Source organism: Xanthomonas sp. XNM01 (assembly GCF_014851915.1).
In the GTDB taxonomy this organism is placed as follows: Bacteria; Pseudomonadota; Gammaproteobacteria; order Xanthomonadales; family Xanthomonadaceae; genus Pseudoxanthomonas.
Window position 1 is genome coordinate 1,206,126 of sequence record NZ_JACVAP010000001.1, and the last position, 17,424, is coordinate 1,223,549.

The window sequence follows — 17,424 nt, forward strand, 5'->3', positions numbered from 1 at the left end:
CGATTCGTCTTCACGACAACGACCCGTCGCGCCCTGCGCGCGGTTGCGTATGCCGACGCTCCGGATGTCGGGCAACCGGGCCGGACCCGGTCTTCAGCCGGGGGCGCGACCGATCCCGCCACGCCCGCCGATCCAGCCGGACAACGACTGGTCGCGGAGCTGTCGCTGGCGGCGTGACGTCCTCGCGACGTCGATGCGTCGCCCCCACGGGCCCGCGACGCGGCCGGCGCCCTGCAGGCCGCTTGCAGGTGCTCAGCCGACCAGCTTGCCCAGCATGCGCAGACCACCGGTCCACACGCCGATCGCGGTGCCCAGGCTGGTCAGGAAGAAGTTGAGCATCAAGCGCGCCACACGGTTGCGCCACCAGCCCTTCATCGACTGCACGTCGTCGCGCAGGGCCATGAAGTCGGCGTAGGTCGGCTTGCGCAGCGTCGCCTCGACCAGCGCGCTGACCGTGCCCGAGGCCAGCGCCGGGTGCAGCGGCGTCAGCGGCGAGGCGATGAAGGCGGCGAGGATGCTCAGCGGATGGCCGCCGGCGATCGCGCAGCCGATCGCCCCCAGGATGCCGGTGGCCAGCACCCACTGCAGCAGCAGGTCGGCGCCGACGTCGATCCCGCCCTGCCAGAAGCCCCAGGCGAAGCCGCCGATCACGACGGTACCGATGATCAGCTCCATCCACGGCACGCGCGACTTCGGCTTGACCGTCTCCAGCTCGCGCTGGATCGCGGCCGGTTCGGCGCTGTCCTCGGCCAGATGCCGGGCCAGGCCGGCCAGGTGGCCCGCACCGACCACGGCCAGCACGTCGCGCGCGCCGCCTGCGGTCTCGCGCAGCTTCGCCGCCATGTAGCGGTCGCGTTCGCCGATCACCGCCTCGTACAGGGCGGGGCTCTGGCTGGCGAACTCGCCGAAGCTGGCCTCCAGCATGTCGCCCTGCTTGAGCTTCTCGATTTCCTGGTCGCCGACTTCCTCGTCGCCGAACATCGCCAGCATGATGCCGGCACCGGTCTTGGCCCGGCCCCACCAGCCCAGGCGCTGCATCGCGCGCTTGAAGGTCAGGCCGACCTCGCGGTCGATCAGGTGTACCGGCAGGTCGCGCGCGCGCGCATCCAGTACCGCGGCCTTCAGCTCGGCACCGGGTTCGACGCCGAGCTGCTCGGCCAGCCGGCGCTGGTAGGCCGACAGGGCCAGGTTGGCGGCGAACAGGTGGGTCTTGCCGTCGCGGATCACCCGCACGATGTCCAGCTTCGCCAGCGCGTCCGGATCGCTCAGCGACTGCAGCCGGCCGGGGTCCAGTTCGACCGCGACCGCGTCGTAGGCGCCGGTGGCGACCGCCGCCCGTACCGCGTCGATGCTCGACTGCGAGACATGCGCGGTGCCGAGCAGGGTGTAGCGGACGCCGTCGCGTTCGACGATGCGATGCGGTTGTCCGCCGAGCGGAAGATCGGCGGACAGGTCGGTCTGGGTCATCGGAAGGTTCCGTGCGGGCCGTTGCCGGCGGTCAGTCGATGTAGCGCTTGAGCAGGTCGCCGTAGGCGTCGATGCGGCGGTCGCGCAGGAACGGCCAGATCCGGCGCACGTGCTCGGAGCGCTCCAGGTCGACCTCGCAGACCAGCACGGTCGGCTCGCCGCCGGCCTCGGCGATGAACTCGCCCTGCGGGCCGAGCACATGGCTGTTGCCCCAGAAGTCGATGCCGGACGCACCCAGTGGCGAGGTCTCATGGCCGACCCGGTTGCAGCTCAGCACCGGCAGGCCGTTGGCCACGGCATGGCCGCGGTGGCTCAGCACCCAGGCGTCGCGCTGGCGGTTCTTCTCGTCCTGGACATCGTCCGGATCCCAGCCGATCGCGGTCGGGTAGAGCAGCAGCTCGGCGCCGGCCAGCGCCATCAGGCGCGCGCCTTCCGGATACCACTGGTCCCAGCAGACCAGCACGCCGAGGCGGCCGACCGAGGTGTCGACCGGCTTGAAGCCGATGTCGCCCGGGGTGAAGTAGAACTTCTCGTAGAAGCCCGGATCGTCCGGGATGTGCATCTTGCGGTACTTGCCCAGCAGGGTGCCGTCGGTCTCGAACACCACGGCGGTGTTGTGGTACAGCCCGGCGGCACGGCGCTCGAACAGCGAGCCGACCAGCACGATGCCGTGCTTTTTCGCCAGCGCGCCGAGGCGTTCGGTGCTGGGGCCGGGAATCGGCTCGGCCAGGTCGAACTCGTTCACCGATTCGTGCTGGCAGAAATAGGCGCCGTTGTGCAGTTCCTGCAGCAGCACCAGCTTCGCGCCCTGCGCGGCGGCCTCGGCCACGCGCTGTTCGATCACGGCCAGGTTCGCGGCGGCATCGCCGTGGTTGCGCTCCTGGATCAGGGCGACGGTCAAGGTCTTGCGGCTCATGGCGGTCGATCTCGGCTGAAACGCGGAAAGCGGGAATGGTAACCCGGCGTGTTTGCACGCAGGCTGACGGGTATCCGGGAAAGAAGCGGCACCGGCGCTGCGGTGCCGCTGGGTACGGCTGACTCAGCCGGTGACGCCAGCCGGCAGTTGCATGGTGATGCAGTGCAGGCTGCCGTTCTGCCAGATCAGCGGGCGGCAGGGCACCTGCACGATCTCGCGGTCCGGGAAGGCCTGTGCAAGCACGGCCGCCGCGGCGTCGTCGACCGCACGTTCGGCGTCGGTGACGCCGTAGGCCGGCATCAGCACCGCGCCGTTGACGATCAGGAAGTTCGCGTAGGACGCGGCCAGCCGGCGCTCGCCATCGAGGATCGGCGCGGCCCACGGCAGCGGGAACTGCCGGTAGGGCTGGCCGTCGACCGTGCGCAGCGCGGCGATCTCCTCGGCCATCGCCTTCAGGTCGGGGTAGTGATGGTCGTCGGCGTCGTCGCAGGCCTGGAACACGATTGCGTCCGGTGCGGCGAAGCGGGCGAGGGTGTCGATGTGGGCATCGGTATCGTCGCCCTCCAGGTAGCCGTGCTCCAGCCACAGGATCCGGTGCTGGGCCAGCGACTGCAGCAGGATCGCATCGATCTGCGCGCGCGACTTGTCCGGGTGCCGTTCGTGCAGGCAGTGCCACGTGCTGAGCAGGGTGCCGGCGCCGTCGGTCTCGATGCCGCCGCCTTCCAGCGCGAAATCGATCCGCTGATGCGCGGCGCCGGGGAACAGGCCCTGCGCGACCAGCGCCTCGACCAGCTGGTCGTCGCGGCCGGCCTCGAACTTGCCGCCCCAGGCGGTGAAGCGGAAATCGAGCAGGCGGAAGCCGTCGCCGTCGCGCAGCGTGATCGGGCCGGAATCGCGCAGCCAGGTGTCGTCGTAGTCGAACGGGACGAAGCGCACTTTCGCCATGTCGATCCGGGCCGAGCGCAGGCGCGCGGCGGCATAGGTCTCGATGTCGTCGTCGGCCACGCAGATCCAGACCGGCTGGAAACGGACGATGGCCTGGACCAGGGCGATGTAGGTCTCTTCGACCTCGCCCAGGCGCTGCGCCCAGTCGGTGTCGGCATGCGGCCAGGCGATCAGGATCGCGGACTGGGGTTCCCATTCCGCCGGGAAGCGCAGGGTGTCGCTCATTCCGTACAGGTACTCAGGTCGGGTCCGGGCGGATTGCCCGGCATCGCATCGGATTCCCGGCGCGTGGCGCGCGGGCACGTTAGGGCTGTTGCCGGCGTGGTTGCCGGCGACAGCGCCGGCCGGTGGCCGTACGGAAATGCCGGCAGGCGCCGACACCCGCGGCGGCAGCGGAGACGCCGCTGTCTCAGCGGATCGGCGGCTTGGGACCGACTTCGGCGGGCGAGGCGCGGTGGGCGACCACGTCGATCACCCGGCTTTTCTCGAAGTACACCACGTAGTCCGGATACACCCAGCGGTTGATCGTCGGCCACTGCTGCTTCTGGCCGCCGCGCGGGTCGAGCTTCTGCTGCGGACTGCCGAAGCGCGCTTCGACCTCGCCCATCGACAGGCCACGCGCCGGCTGCGCCACCGCCGGCTTCTGCTGGGCGCGATCGACGAGCAGGACATCGGCATGGGCATGGCCGGCCAGCGCCAGCAACGCCAGGAACAGCAGGTGGGTCGGACGCTTCATCGCAGGTGCTCCCCGGTTGGGTGGCCGCCGGGCGGCCGGGTGGATGGTCGCGGCGATTGTAAGCCCAGTGCCGGAGCGGATGTCCGCCGTGCAGGTCGCAGAAAAGCAGAAGGGCCGCATCGCTGCAGCCCTTCCGTCCATCGCGTTGCCGGCCGGGGCCGGACCCGCAATCAGCGCTGACGCGCCTTGAAACGCGGGTTGGACTTGCAGATCACGAAGACCTTTCCGCGACGGCGGACCACCTTGCAGTCGCGGTGACGGGCCTTCGCCGACTTCAGGGAGGACAGGACTTTCATGACACACCTCAGGAGGACGTTGGATGGGGAGCCGGGGCGCAAAACGGCCACGGCCGCAGACAAGCCGGCGATTCTAGCCGGGATTCGGTTTCCTTTTCAAGCGGTTGCATCGCGCTGCCCGCGGAGCGGTCCGCGCTGCGACTACAATGCGCGCTTTCCCGCCCGAACCAGCCTGGAGTTCCGCATGACGTCACCGGTCCCCGTTCTCACCATCGATGGGCCGTCCGGGGCGGGCAAGGGCACCGTGAGCCGGCTCGCGGCCGCGCGCCTGGGGTGGAACTATCTGGATTCCGGGGCACTGTACCGTGCGGTCGGGGTGGCGGCCAGCTGGGCCGATCTGGATCTCTCCGACCCCGCGGCGCTGGTGCGTTGCACCTTCGACACCGATGTGGCCTTCATCGAGCGCGGCGACGCGCTGCGGGTCATGGTCAATGGGGTCGACGCCACCGACGAGCTGCGGCTGGAGACCACCGGCACGCTCGCCTCGGCCATCGCGGCCATCCCGGAGGTGCGGGCCGCGCTGAAGGAGCGCCAGCGGGCGTTCCGGCAGGCCCCGGGCCTGGTCGCGGACGGGCGCGACATGGGAACGGTGATCTTCGCTGACGCCCCGTTCAAGGTGTTCCTGACCGCGAGCGCCGAGGAGCGCGCCCGCAGGCGGCATAACCAGTTGAAGGAAAAAGGGGTTTCCGTTATATTCGACAGTCTGCTGCGCGAGATTCTGGCCCGGGACGCCCGGGATGCCCAGCGCGCGGTGGCACCGCTGAAGCCGGCCGACGACGCCGAACTCATCGATACCACCGGGCTGTCCATCGACGAAGTGGTGGCGCGCGTGCTTTCCCTGGTGGAGGCGCGCTAGCCGACATTCCGTGCCGCGACGACGTACGGCAGATCCAAGTTCCGATGCGAATGGTCGCATCGGTTTTCCAACATCCAACACACGGCTTCCGTTCGCGGACGCCAGACAGGGTGGACGGTCCGCAGCCTCGCTGCAGGCCGTTCGTGTGTTCAACCGAGTATTCACTAATGACCGAATCTTTTGCCGAGCTGTTCGAACAGAGCCAGACCAACCTGGCCAAGCTGAAGCCGGGCGCGATCGTCGTCGGCACCGTCGTGGAAGTCCGCGGCGATGTCGTGGTGATCAACGCTGGCCTGAAGTCCGAAGGCATCGTGCCGATCGAACAGTTCCGGAATGACGCTGGCGAGATCGACGTGGGCGTGGGCGACCAGGTCAAGGTCGCGCTCGACTCGCTCGAGAACGGCTTCGGCGAGACCGTGCTGTCGCGCGAGAAGGCCAAGCGCGCGATGGTGTGGGACGAGCTGGAAGAGGCGCTGGAGAAGAACGAGACCATCACCGGCCGCATCAGCGGCAAGGTCAAGGGCGGCTTCACCGTCGACATCAAGGACGTCCGCGCCTTCCTGCCGGGCTCGCTGGTCGACGTGCGTCCGGTCCGCGATCCGGCGTACCTGGAAGGCAAGGAACTCGAGTTCAAGCTCATCAAGCTGGACCGCAAGCGCAACAATGTCGTCGTCTCCCGCCGTGCGGTGGTCGAGAGCGAGCATTCGGAAGAGCGCGAGCAGCTGATGGAGAAGCTGGTCGAGGGTGCCAAGCTGAAGGGCGTCGTCAAGAACCTGACCGACTACGGCGCGTTCGTGGACCTGGGCGGCATCGACGGCCTGCTGCACATCACCGACATGGCGTGGAAGCGTGTCCGTCACCCGTCGGAAGTGGTCAACGTCGGCGACGAGCTGGACGTGCGCGTGCTGAAGTTCGACCGCGAGCGCAACCGCGTCTCGCTGGGTCTGAAGCAGCTGGGCGAGGATCCGTGGGACAACATCGCCCGCCGTTACCCGTCCAACAGCCGCGTCTACGGCAAGGTCTCCAACGTCACCGATTACGGCGCGTTCGTCGAGATCGAGCCGGGCGTCGAAGGCCTGGTGCACGTGTCCGAGATGGACTGGACCAACAAGAACGTCAACCCCTCCAAGGTCGTGCAGGTCGGTGACGAAGTCGAAGTCATGGTCCTGGACGTCGACGAGGAGCGTCGCCGCATCTCGCTGGGCATGAAGCAGGTCGCCGCCAATCCGTGGGAGACCTTCGCTGCCATCCACAAGAAGAACGACAAGGTGTCCGGCCAGATCAAGTCGATCACCGACTTCGGCATCTTCATCGGCCTGGACGGTGGCATCGACGGCCTGGTCCACCTGTCGGACATCAGCTGGAACACCACCGGCGAAGACATCCTGCGCAACTACAAGAAGGGCGACATGCTTGACGCTGTCGTGCTCGCGGTCGATCCGGAGCGCGAGCGCATCAGCCTGGGCCTGAAGCAGATGGAGCAGGATCCGTTCGGCCAGTACATGGCGACCAATCCGAAGGGCTCCAAGGTCGAAGGCGTGGTGAAGGAAGTCGACGCCAAGGGCGCGGTCATCGAGCTGGCCGACGGCATCGAAGGCTATGTGATGGCGCGCGACATCGCCGCCGAGCGCGTCGACGACGCCACCCAGCACCTGAAGGTCGGCGACAAGATCGAGGCCAAGTTCGTGGGCATGGACCGCAAGGGCCGCAGCCTGCAGTTGTCGATCAAGGCCAAGGACGACGCGGAAACCGCCGAGGCACTGGCGGAGTACAACAAGACCGCCGCCGAGGCCGCTGCCGGCACCACCAGCCTGGGCGCTCTGCTGCGCGCCCAGCTGGGCGGCAAGTCCGAGTAAGTAAGACACGCTAGTGCGTTCATGCGGCGGCCCGGAGCGATCCGGGTCGCCGCAATGCGCTGCAAGAACCATTGGTCACAGATGACAAAGTCCGAACTGATCGAGATCCTCGCCCGTCGCCAGTCGCACCTGAAGGCCGAAGATGTCGACATGGCCGTCAAGTCGCTGCTGGAGATGATGGCGGGTGCGCTGTCCTCCGGCGAGCGTATCGAGATCCGCGGTTTCGGCAGTTTTTCGCTGCATTACCGTCCGCCCAGGCTGGGGCGCAATCCCAAGACCGGCGATTCGGTCGCATTGCCGGGCAAGCATGTCCCCCATTTCAAGCCGGGCAAGGAGCTGCGCGAGCGCGTGGCCGATGCCTTGCCGGTGGCCGCGGCCGCGCAGGCCGACGCCTGACGCCCTCGTCCCGCTCCGCATGCTCGGCTAAGCTTGCCGGCATCGCCACGGAGGGAGCCGGACCATGACCATCATTCGCCTCCTGATCCTGCTGGCCGTCCTCGCTGGCGGACTGGTGATCGGCTCGCTCAATTCCCAGCGCATCGTGCTCGACTTCGGCCTGGCCGGCGTGGCCACCACCACGGGCGTGGCCCTGATGGTGTCGGCCCTGGCCGGCGCATTGCTCGGTGGCGGCATCGTGGCCGCGACCTCCGTGATTCCCCTTCAGGCCCGGTTGCGGCGCGCGGTGAAGCTGCATGCTTCCGCATCGCCCGGCCAGCCCCCGTCCCAGGAACGCTGATCGGCATGGAATTCCTCAACGAGTGGTTCTGGTTCTTTCTGTTTCTGCCGCTGGCGGCGCTGACCGGCTGGGTGGTCGGTCGTCGTGGTGGCCAACGGCATGGCGACACCCAGGTCAGCCGCCTGTCGACCACCTATTTCCGCGGCCTGAACTATCTGCTCAACGAGCAGCCGGACAAGGCGATCGAGCTGTTCCTGCACATCGCCGAACTGGACAAGGAAACCTTCGAGACCCAGGTGGCGCTCGGTCATCTGTTCCGCCGCCGGGGCGAGGTCGACCGTGCGATCCGGCTGCATCAGGGGCTGGTCCAGCGCAACGACCTGAGCGACCAGCAGCGCGTCCAGGCATTGCTGGCGCTGGGCGAGGACTACATGAAGTCCGGCCTGCTCGATCGGGCAGAGACCGTGTTCACCGATCTGGCCCGGATCGACCAGCGCGCTCCGCAGGCGCTGCGGCACCTGATCGGGATCTACCAGGCCGAACGCGACTGGGAGCGTGCGATCGACAACGCGCTGCGCTACGAGGAAGTGACCGGCGAGGCGATGGGACGGGAGGTCGCGCAGTTCGAGTGCGAGCTGGCCGAGCGGCATCGGCTCAAGGGCGACCTGGACGCTGCCCGTGGCGCGATCGCGCGCGCCTACCAGGCCGATGCGAGCTGCGTCCGCGCGGGCATCCTGGAGGGGCGGATCGAATCGGAGGCCGGTCGTCCCGAGGCAGCGCTGCGTGCGTTCGAGCGTGCCGCACGGCACGACCCCGATTACCTGCCCGAGATCCTGCCCGGGCTGCTGGCCTGCTACGACAAGGTCGGCGACATGGCAGGCGCGCGGTCGTTCCTGACCGAGATGACCGAGTACTACCGCGGCATCGCGCCCGTGCTGGCGCTGACCCGGCTGATCGAGGGGCATGAGGGGCCGGCGCTCGCGCGTGATTATCTGGGCCGGCAGCTCAAGGATCGTCCGTCAGTGCGCGGCGAGGCGGCGCTGATCGACCTCACCCTGGCGGTCGGTGCCGACAGCACCGCGACCCTGCACGATCTCAAGCACATCACCGACCAGCTGCTGGTGCGCAATCCGAGCTATCGCTGCACGCGTTGCGGTTTCGGTGCGCGCACCCACCACTGGCAGTGCCCGAGCTGCAAGGAGTGGGGAAGCGTCAAGCCGCTGCTGAACTACGCGGTGGTCTGATGCAGAGCCTCGTCTGGTGCACTGCCGGCCTGCTGCTGTCGGCGGCGGGCACGTGGGCGGCGCTCGGTTATGCGCGATGGCGCAGGCTGGTCGATCTGCCCGATGAGCGTCGCAATCATTCGATCCCGACCCCGCGCGGCGGTGGCATCGGCATCGTCATCGCGTCGCTGGCCGGCGTGGCGGTGGCGGCCGGCCTCGGCTTCGTTGCCCCGTTCGCTGCGCTGGCCTTCGCTGCCGGTCTGCTGCTGGTTGCGGGCGTCGGCTGGATCGACGACCACCGTCCGCTGTCGGCATGGCTGCGCCTGCTTGCCCACGTCCTCGCCGGTGGGGTGCTCGCCCTGGTGCCTGCCGTCCAGGGGCAGTGGCTGCTGGCTGCCTGCGCGTTGATGCTGGTGCCGGCCCTGGTCAACATCTGGAACTTCATGGATGGCATCAACGGCATCGCCACCATTCAGACCGCATTGTGTCTGCTTCTGGTGAGTCTGCTGCTGTCGGCGCCCGCCACGCTGCCGGTCGTGCTGGCGCTGGGAGCCTGCCTCGGGTTTCTGCCGTTCAACTTTCCTCGCGCGCGCATCTTTCTCGGCGATGTCGGCAGTGGTGCGCTCGGCTTCGTCGTCGCCGCTGCAGTGGTGCTGGTCGCCGACCGGGGCGATCTGCGGTGCGTGCTGGTTGCCATGCCAGCGATGCCGTTCCTTGTCGACGCTGGCTTCACGTTGGCAGGACGCATGATCCGCGGCGAACGATGGTGGCAGGCACACAGCCAGCATCTCTACCAGCGCCTGGTCAGGCGCGGGCATGGACACGCGGCGGTCGCGCTCGGCTATGCGGGGTTCAGCATCGTCGCTGTTATCCTTGCGTTATTCATCGCGACGCTTCAGGTCGGTTGGGCGCTTGCTCTTGCGGCGACCGTCGGATGGTTCTTGTTCGTGGCGGCCGCCTGGTTCTTTCTCAAGGATAGGACTGATGCAGAGGAAAGCTCTGGTCTGGAGTAGGTCCTGGAAGCACGTCGTGGCGTCGTTGCCGCGATACGCCGTGATCGGCCATGACCTGCTCATGGTCATGGTGTGCTGGCAGCTCCTCCATGTGATCCGCTTCGCGAGCCGGCACGAGAACTACGCCTGGTTTGATTTCAGTGGCAACGAACTGGTCGTCCTTCTCGCCCAGGGTCTGGTGTTCTGGAAGGTCGGTCTCTACAGGGGGCTGTGGCGTTTCGCCAGCGTCCCGGATCTGTGGAACATCCTCAAGGCCAGTCTGTTCGGGCTGCTGGCGATCGTGCTGGGCCTGGCTGTCTACAACCGCATCGAGGCCGTGCCGCGTACGGTGCTGGTGCTCTATCCGCTTGCGCTGACCGTGTTGCTGGGCATGCCGCGGCTGCTCTATCGCGTCTGGAAGGACTACCAGCTTGGCCGCGGCGAGTCGTACGTGCGCCGCGTGCTGATTCTCGGTGCCGGCCGCGCTGGCGAAGCCCTCGTCCGCGACCTGCGTCGTTCCGGCGCCTATCAACCCGTCGGCTTTCTCGATGATGCACCTCAGCTGCGCGGTTCGCACATGCAGGGGGCACCGATCCTCGGACGGCTCGAGGACGCGCCCGCCATCGCCAAGGAGACCGGCGCCGGCATGCTGGTGATCGCGATGCCCTCGCTCGAGGCGGCCGAGATGCAGCGTGTCGTCTCGATCTGCGAGCGCACCGGGCTGCCGTTCCGCACCGTGCCGAGGCTGACCGATGTGCTCGAGGGCCAGGCGCTGCCCGGCGAGCTGAAGGAAGTGGCGATCGAGGATCTGCTCGGCCGCAAGCCGGTGACGCCGGACTGGAAGCTGATCCGTGGCTGGCTCGGCGGTCGTACCGTGATGGTGACCGGCGCGGGCGGCTCGATCGGTTCCGAACTGTGCCGGCAGTGCGCGCGGCACGGCGCGCGCAAGATCGCGCTGCTGGAGATGGACGAGCTTGCGCTGATCACCATTCATACCGAGCTCACCCGTGCATTCCCGGATCTTGAGATCGAGGCCGTGCTTGGCGACTGCGGCGATCCCGCGGTGACCGCGCATGCGCTGCGGCTCGCGCAGCCCGATGCGGTGTTCCATGCGGCGGCCTACAAGCAGGTCCCGTTGCTGGAGCGCCAGCTGCGCGAGGCGGTGCGCAACAACGTGCTCGCGACTGAAACCGTCGCCGGCCTGTGTCGCGACGCCGGAGTGGGCACGTTCGTGCTGATTTCCACGGACAAGGCGGTCGACCCGGCCAACGTGCTGGGTGCGACCAAGCGCTTCGCCGAGATGATCGCCCAGTCCTTCGACGCCAAGGATGCTGGCACCCGTTTCATCACGGTCCGCTTCGGCAACGTGCTCGATTCCGCCGGCAGCGTGGTGCCGCTGTTCCGCGAACAGATCCGCCAGGGCGGGCCGGTGACGGTGACCGACCCGGAGGTCACGCGCTACTTCATGACGATTCCGGAAGCCTGCCAGTTGATCGTGCAGGCCGCCGCATCAGGTTCGCATGCGGCGATCTACACCTTGGACATGGGCGAGCCGGTGCCGATCAGGCTGTTGGCAGAGCAGATGATCCGTCTCGCCGGCAAGCAGCCGGGCAGGGACATCGCCATCGTCTATACCGGACTGCGCCCGGGCGAGAAGCTGCACGAGACGCTGTTCTACTCGGATGAGCATTACCGGCCGACCTCGCACTCGAAGATCCTCGAGGCAGGTGCCCGCCAGGTGTCGTACGAGCAGGTACGGCAGGGTGTACTGCGCATGCGCGACGCCAACTCGCGGTATGACGAAGTCGCCCTGAGGCAGGTGCTTCAGGATGTGATTCCCGAGTTCGTCCAGGGCGAGCGCGTACCGGCTCCGGAGCCGGCGGCGCATGCTACGGTTGTTCCATTCCCACCCCGTGAAGCAAGAAGGACACGATGACGGCAAGGATTCGCAAGGCGGTCTTCCCTGTGGCTGGTCTCGGGACCCGCTTTCTCCCGGCAACGAAGACGGTACCCAAGGAAATGTTGCCGATCATCGATCGGCCGCTGATCCAGTACGCGGTCGACGAGGCCATCGAGGCCGGCTGCGACACGCTGATCTTCGTCACCAACCGCTACAAGCATGCGGTGGCCGACTATTTCGACAAGGCCTACGAGCTGGAACAGAAGCTCGAGCGTGCCGGCAAGGTCGAGCAGCTGGAGATGATCCGCCACGTGCTGCCGGAAGGCGTGCGCGCGGTGTTCGTCACCCAGGCCGAGGCCCTGGGCCTGGGACATGCGGTGCTGTGCGCGAAAGCTATCGTCGGCGACGAGCCATTCGCGGTCCTGCTGCCCGATGACCTGATGTGGAACCGTGGCGACGGCGCCCTCAAGCAGATGGCCGATCTGGCCGAGACCACCGGCGGCAGCGTGATCGCGGTCGAGGATGTTCCTCACGAAAAGACCGCCAGCTACGGCATCGTCGCCACCGAAACGTTCGACGGCCGCAAGGGCCGCATCTCGCAGATCGTCGAGAAGCCCAAGCCGGAAGACGCGCCCAGCGACCTGGCCGTAGTCGGCCGCTACGTGCTCAGCCCGAAGATCTTTGCGCTGCTGGAAGCGACCGGTACCGGCGCTGGTGGCGAGATCCAGCTGACCGACGCGATCGCGCAACTGCTGAAGAGCGATGCCGTCGATGCCTACCGCTTCGAAGGCACGCGTTTCGACTGTGGCACCCATCTGGGCCTGGTCGAGGCGACGATCCGCTTCGCGCTGGACAACCCGAAGCTGGCCAAGCCGGCGCGCGAGAAGCTGGCAGCCATGCTGGCAGAGTAAGGGTTTCATTAAACGCTCCGCGCAGCGCCTTGATTGATGTGTGGGGAGGTGTCATCCGCCGCCTTTCGCCAGTTTCCTGGTGGCGCGGACGGGAAGGGCGGAATCAAGGCACGAGCAGAAGCAAAAAGGCAGCCATTGGCTGCCTTTTTTGTGAATTGAAGTCAGAGTCCTTTGCGTAGCAAAAGGCTCTGACTCCCGGTGTTTTAACCCTTACAGCGCTTCGAAAATGCCTGCCGCGCCCATGCCCGTGCCGATGCACATCGTCACCATGCCGTACTTCTGCTGGCGACGGCGCAGGCCGTGGACGAGGGTGGCGGTGCGGATCGCGCCGGTGGCGCCGAGCGGATGGCCGAGCGCGATCGCGCCGCCCAGTGGATTGATCTTCGACGGATCCAGCCCGCAGTCGCGGATCACCGCCAGCGACTGCGCTGCGAAGGCTTCGTTGAGCTCGATCCAGTCGAGCTGGTCCTGGCTTAGGCCGGCCTGCTTCAGTGCCTTCGGGATCGCGGCGATCGGACCGATGCCCATCACTTCCGGGCGCACGCCGGCGACCGAGAAGCTGACAAAGCGGGCCAGCGGAGTCAGGCCGTAGTCCTTGACCGCCTGCTCGGAGGCCAGCAGCACCGCGCCCGCGCCGTCGCTCATCTGCGAGGAGTTGCCGGCGGTGACGCTGCCGCCGAACTGGCCGTTGCGGAACACCGGGCGCAGCTTGGCCAGGCCTTCGGCCGAGGAATCCGGGCGCGGGCCCTCGTCGGTATCGACGATCTTGTTGCGCGTGATGATGCGCTTTCCATCGGCCAGATCGGCTTGGTGGGAGACGATCTCGTACGGGCTGATCTCGTCCTTGAACTCGCCGGCCTGGATCGCGGCGATCGCCTTCTGGTGCGAGGCGAGGGCGAAGGCATCCTGGTCCTCGCGCGAGATCTTCCACTCCTCGGCGACCTTCTCGGCGGTGATGCCCATGCCGTAGGCGATGGCGACATGGTCGTTGTCGAACACGCTGGGCGCCATCGCGATCTTGTTGCCCATCATCGGCACCATCGACATCGACTCGGTGCCGCCGGCCAGCATCAGGTCGGCGTTGCCCAGGCGGATCTGGTCGGCCGCCAGCGCGACGGCCTGCAGGCCGGACGAGCAGAAGCGGTTGATGGTTTGCGCGGCGACGGTGTCGGGCAGGCCGGCCAGCAGCACGCCGATGCGCGCCACGTTCATGCCCTGCTCGCCCTCGGGCATCGCGCAGCCGATGATGGCGTCGTCGATGCGCGAGGTATCGATGCCCGGCGCCTGCGCGACCACGGCCTTGAGCACGTGGGCGAGCATGTCGTCGGGACGGGTGTTGCGGAACACGCCCTTGGGCGCTTTGCCGACCGGGGTGCGGGTGGCGGCGACGATGTAGGCGTCCTGGATCTGCTTGGTCATGGTGTGAACTCCGGAGATTCTGGATTCGGGAAGAAGATCGGTGGGCGCCGTGCGTGCGGCGCCGGTCCCGAACCTCAGTTCCGCAGCGGCTTGCCGGTCTTGAGCATGTGCGCGATGCGCGCCTGGGTCTTTTCCTGCTGCGCCAGCTCGACGAAGTGCCTGCGCTCCAGGGTCAGCAGCCATTCCTCGTCCACCACGCTGCCGCGGTCGACCTGCCCGCCGCACAGCACGGTGGCGATGCGCTCGGCGATCTCGTAGTCGTACGGACTGATGAAGCGGCCTTCCAGCATGTTGACCAGCATCATCTTGAAGGTGGCGATGCCCACGTCACCGGCCACCTGGATGCGGCGTGCCGGCAGCGGCGGGCGGTAGCCGGCCTCAGCCAGCGCACGCGCTTCGGCCTTGGCGATGTGCAGCGCCTCGTAGCTGTTGAACGCCACCTTGTCGGTGCTGCGCAGCAGGCCCAGTTCCTGGGCGTTGACCGCCGAGTTGGACACCTTGGCCATCGCCACGGTCTCGAAGGTCTTCTTCAGCTCGGCGAACACGTCGCCGCCCGGGCCGGCCGCCTGCGAAGCGCGCACCGCCAGTTCCTTCAGGCCGCCACCGGCCGGCAGCAGGCCGACGCCGGCCTCGACCAGGCCGATGTAGCTTTCCAGCGAGGCCACGACCTTCGCGCTGTGCATCTGGAACTCGCAGCCGCCACCCAGGGCGAGACCGCGCACGGCCGAGATCACCGGTACAAGCGAGTACTTGATGCGCTGGCTGGTGCGCTGGAAGTTGGCGACCATGTCTTCGAACTGGTCGACCTTGCCGGCCTGCAGCAGGCCGAGCGCACCGGCCAGGTCGGCGCCGGCGGAGAAGGGTTCCTTCTGCTGCCAGATCACCAGGCCCTGGAAGTCCTTCTCGGCGCGGCTGATCGCTTCCTGCAGACCGTTGAGGACATGGTCGGACACGGTGTTCATCTTGGTCTTGAAGCCGACCACGGCGATGCCGTCGCCGTCGTGCCACATGCGCACGCCGTCGTTCTCGAACACGGTCTCGCCCTGGGCGAAGGTTTCGCCCAGCAGCGGGTCGGGGAAGCGCTGGCGCTGGTACACCGGCAGCGACGAGCGCGGCAGCTTGGCATTGCGCGACGGGCTGTAGCTGCCCTCGGCGGCGTGCACGCCGTCGCGGCCGTCGAACACCCAGTCCGGCAGCGGCGCGCTGCTCATCGACTTGCCGGCGACGATGTCGTCGGCGATCCACTGCGCCACCTGCTTCCAGCCGGCGGCCTGCCAGGTCTCGAACGGGCCCAGCGACCATCCGTAGCCCCAGCGGATGGCCAGGTCGACGTCGCGCGCGGTCTCGGCGATGTCGGCCAGGTGGTAGGCGCTGTAGTGGAACAGGTCGCGGAAGGTCGCCCACAGGAACTGCGCCTGCGGGTGCTGGCTTTCGCGCAGCTTGGCGAACTTCTCGGCCGGGTTCCTGATCTTCAGGATCTCGACCACCTCGGGTGCGGCGCTGCGGTCGGCCGGGCGGTAGTCCTGCTTGTCCACGTCAAGGACGACGATGTCCTTGCCGACCTTGCGGAAGATGCCGGCGCCGGTCTTCTGGCCGAGCGCGCCCTTGGCGATCAGCGCCTCCAGCCATTTCGGGGACTTGAAGAATGCATGCCACGGGTCGTCGGGCAGGGTGTCGCCCATGGTCTTGATGACGTGGGCCATCGTGTCCAGGCCGACCACATCGGAGGTGCGGTAGGTCGCCGACTTCGGGCGGCCGACCAGCGGCCCGGTCAGGCCGTCGACCTCGTCGAAGCCCAGTCCGAACTGCTGGGTGTGGTGGATCGTCGACAGGATCGAGAACACGCCGATGCGGTTGCCGATGAAGTTCGGGGTGTCCTTGGCGTAGACCACGCCCTTGCCCAGCGCCGTGGTCAGGAAGGTTTCAAGACCTTCGAGCACCGCGGTGTCGGTGGTGCTGGCCGGGATCAGTTCGGCCAGGTGCATGTAGCGCGGCGGGTTGAAGAAGTGCACGCCGCAGAAACGGTGGCGCAGCTGTTCGGGCAGCACGTCGGCCAGCTTGTTGATGCCCAGGCCCGAGGTGTTGGAGGCCAGCACCGCATGGTCGGCCACGAACGGGGCGATCTTCCTGTACAGGTCCTGCTTCCAGTCCATGCGCTCGGCGATGGCTTCGATGATCAGGTCGCAGTCCTTCAGCTGGTCCAGACCCGTCTCATAGTTGGCCGGCGTGATCGCCTCGGCGTAGGACTTGCTGGCCAGCGGGGCCGGGCTCAGCTTGCCCAGGTTGGCGATCGCCTTCAGCACGATGCCGTCGGCCGGACCTTCCTTGGCGGGCAGGTCGAACAGCACGGTGTCGACGCCAGCGTTGGTGAGGTGGGCGGCGATCTGGGCCCCCATGACGCCGGCACCCAGCACGGCGGCGCGGCGGACGAGCAGTTTGTTGGACATGGTTCTCAACCCCTTGTGCGGGAAAGGATCATTGGGCCGCATCGGCCGTGAGGCCGGCGGCAGCGAAGCGGATCAGTTCACGGGCGGCGCGGCCGCGGTGGGTGGCCTCGCTGGTGCCGGTCGGGCGCTTGATCAGGCCGAAGTCGGACATCGCGTAGGTCAGGGCGCCTGCCAGGAAGTCCAGGCGCCAGTACAGCGTTTCCTTGTCCAGGCCCGGCAGGCAGCCGGCCAGCGCCTTGCCGAACTCGCGCAGCACGTGGCCGTAATGGTCGGACAGGAACTTGCGCAGGCTCTCGTTGTGTTCGGCGTAGGCGCGGGCGATGACGCGGACGAAGGCCGCGCCGCCATTGCGGTCCTGGGCCAGCGCCAGCGCCGGCTCGATGAACGCGGCCAGCACCGGCTCCAGTTCGCCCGGGTGCTCGCGCAGCGCCGTCTGCAGCTGGCCGAGGCGGGCAGCGGTCATCTCGTCCATGCGCCGGCGGAAGACCTCGTTGACCAGGTTTTCCTTGGAGCCGAAGTGGTAATTGACCGCGGCGATGTTGACCGCCGCCAGGCTGGTGACCTGTCGCAGGGAGGTCCCGGCGAAGCCGTGCTGGGCGAACAGTTCCTCGGCGGCACCGAGGATGCGGTCCTTGGTGGAGAAGTGCGCGGGCCGGCCCATGGTGGTCCATTGAATCAAACGATTGTTTCATTCTAGGGGCGGCCCGGGTGCCCGGTCATTTTGCGGCGCAGCATCCCGGTTCAGGGCCCGGCCTGCACAGGCCGGAGGGGCAATGCTAGAATC

The 17,424-nt window shown here is 67.6% G+C and carries 16 protein-coding genes; 8 read left to right on the top strand and 8 right to left on the bottom strand.

Features of this window, described 5'->3' with window-relative positions; all coding sequences use genetic code 11:
* Nucleotides 1-252: 252 nt before the first annotated feature.
* From IB242_RS05490 to ykgO, 5 genes are all read right to left on the bottom strand, one after another.
* Nucleotides 253-1,467 carry a TraB/GumN family protein gene (locus IB242_RS05490; RefSeq protein ID WP_192276637.1) on the bottom strand — a complete coding sequence of 405 codons (1,215 nt, stop codon included), beginning with the start codon at nt 1,465-1,467 and terminating at the stop codon, nt 253-255.
* 31 nt (nt 1,468-1,498) lie between these two features.
* Nucleotides 1,499-2,383 carry a carbon-nitrogen hydrolase gene (locus IB242_RS05495; RefSeq protein ID WP_192276640.1) on the bottom strand — a complete coding sequence of 295 codons (885 nt, stop codon included), beginning with the start codon at nt 2,381-2,383 and terminating at the stop codon, nt 1,499-1,501.
* Nucleotides 2,384-2,506: 123 nt separating this feature from the next.
* A complete protein-coding gene (locus IB242_RS05500) occupies nt 2,507-3,553 on the bottom strand; it encodes an agmatine deiminase family protein (protein ID WP_192276643.1) in 1,047 nt (348 codons plus the stop codon).
* A 184-nt stretch (nt 3,554-3,737) separates the two neighbouring features.
* Nucleotides 3,738-4,064 (bottom strand): hypothetical protein, encoded by a 327-nt coding sequence (locus IB242_RS05505; protein WP_192276647.1) that lies wholly within the window; start codon nt 4,062-4,064, stop codon nt 3,738-3,740.
* Between the two features lie 170 nt (nt 4,065-4,234).
* A complete protein-coding gene (ykgO, locus tag IB242_RS05510; protein WP_010342887.1) occupies nt 4,235-4,360 on the bottom strand; it encodes a type B 50S ribosomal protein L36 in 126 nt (41 codons plus the stop codon).
* A 184-nt stretch (nt 4,361-4,544) separates the two neighbouring features.
* Between ykgO and cmk the strand changes: the two genes are divergently transcribed.
* From cmk to galU, 8 genes are all read left to right on the top strand, one after another.
* Entirely contained in the window at nt 4,545-5,216 is a 672-nt protein-coding gene (cmk, locus tag IB242_RS05515; RefSeq protein WP_192276650.1) for a (d)CMP kinase, read from the top strand.
* 167 nt (nt 5,217-5,383) lie between these two features.
* The gene (gene rpsA / locus IB242_RS05520; RefSeq protein WP_192276653.1) at nt 5,384-7,072 is read left to right on the top strand and encodes a 30S ribosomal protein S1; all 1,689 of its coding nucleotides are present in this window, start codon (nt 5,384-5,386) and stop codon (nt 7,070-7,072) included.
* A gap of 81 nt (nt 7,073-7,153) precedes the next feature.
* Nucleotides 7,154-7,468, top strand: a complete 315-nt coding sequence (locus tag IB242_RS05525) for an integration host factor subunit beta (RefSeq protein ID WP_192276655.1) — start codon at nt 7,154-7,156, stop codon at nt 7,466-7,468.
* A gap of 64 nt (nt 7,469-7,532) precedes the next feature.
* Entirely contained in the window at nt 7,533-7,808 is a 276-nt protein-coding gene (locus IB242_RS05530) for a hypothetical protein (RefSeq protein ID WP_192276657.1), read from the top strand.
* Between the two features lie 5 nt (nt 7,809-7,813).
* Nucleotides 7,814-8,992 (top strand): lipopolysaccharide assembly protein LapB, encoded by a 1,179-nt coding sequence (gene lapB, locus IB242_RS05535; protein ID WP_192276659.1) that lies wholly within the window; start codon nt 7,814-7,816, stop codon nt 8,990-8,992.
* Nucleotides 8,992-9,984, top strand: a complete 993-nt coding sequence (locus tag IB242_RS05540; protein ID WP_192276661.1) for a glycosyltransferase family 4 protein — start codon at nt 8,992-8,994, stop codon at nt 9,982-9,984. Before lapB ends, IB242_RS05540 begins: the two co-directional genes overlap by 1 nt.
* Nucleotides 9,956-11,899 carry a nucleoside-diphosphate sugar epimerase/dehydratase gene (locus IB242_RS05545; RefSeq protein WP_225540226.1) on the top strand — a complete coding sequence of 648 codons (1,944 nt, stop codon included), beginning with the start codon at nt 9,956-9,958 and terminating at the stop codon, nt 11,897-11,899. The genes IB242_RS05540 and IB242_RS05545 overlap by 29 nt, the downstream gene beginning before the upstream one ends.
* A complete protein-coding gene (galU, locus tag IB242_RS05550) occupies nt 11,896-12,774 on the top strand; it encodes a UTP--glucose-1-phosphate uridylyltransferase GalU (protein ID WP_192276663.1) in 879 nt (292 codons plus the stop codon). The genes IB242_RS05545 and galU overlap by 4 nt, the downstream gene beginning before the upstream one ends.
* A gap of 210 nt (nt 12,775-12,984) precedes the next feature.
* On the opposite strand, the gene IB242_RS05555 is transcribed toward galU, so the two are convergent.
* The 3 genes from IB242_RS05555 to IB242_RS05565 form a co-directional block, all read right to left on the bottom strand.
* Complete coding sequence (locus IB242_RS05555) at nt 12,985-14,193, bottom strand: acetyl-CoA C-acyltransferase (RefSeq protein ID WP_192276665.1); 1,209 nt, start codon at nt 14,191-14,193, stop codon at nt 12,985-12,987.
* Between the two features lie 74 nt (nt 14,194-14,267).
* The gene (locus tag IB242_RS05560) at nt 14,268-16,640 is read right to left on the bottom strand and encodes a 3-hydroxyacyl-CoA dehydrogenase/enoyl-CoA hydratase family protein (RefSeq protein ID WP_192276667.1); all 2,373 of its coding nucleotides are present in this window, start codon (nt 16,638-16,640) and stop codon (nt 14,268-14,270) included.
* A 28-nt stretch (nt 16,641-16,668) separates the two neighbouring features.
* Nucleotides 16,669-17,301, bottom strand: coding sequence for a TetR family transcriptional regulator (locus IB242_RS05565; protein WP_192276669.1), 633 nt, complete (start codon nt 17,299-17,301; stop codon nt 16,669-16,671).
* Nucleotides 17,302-17,424: the final 123 nt, after the last annotated feature.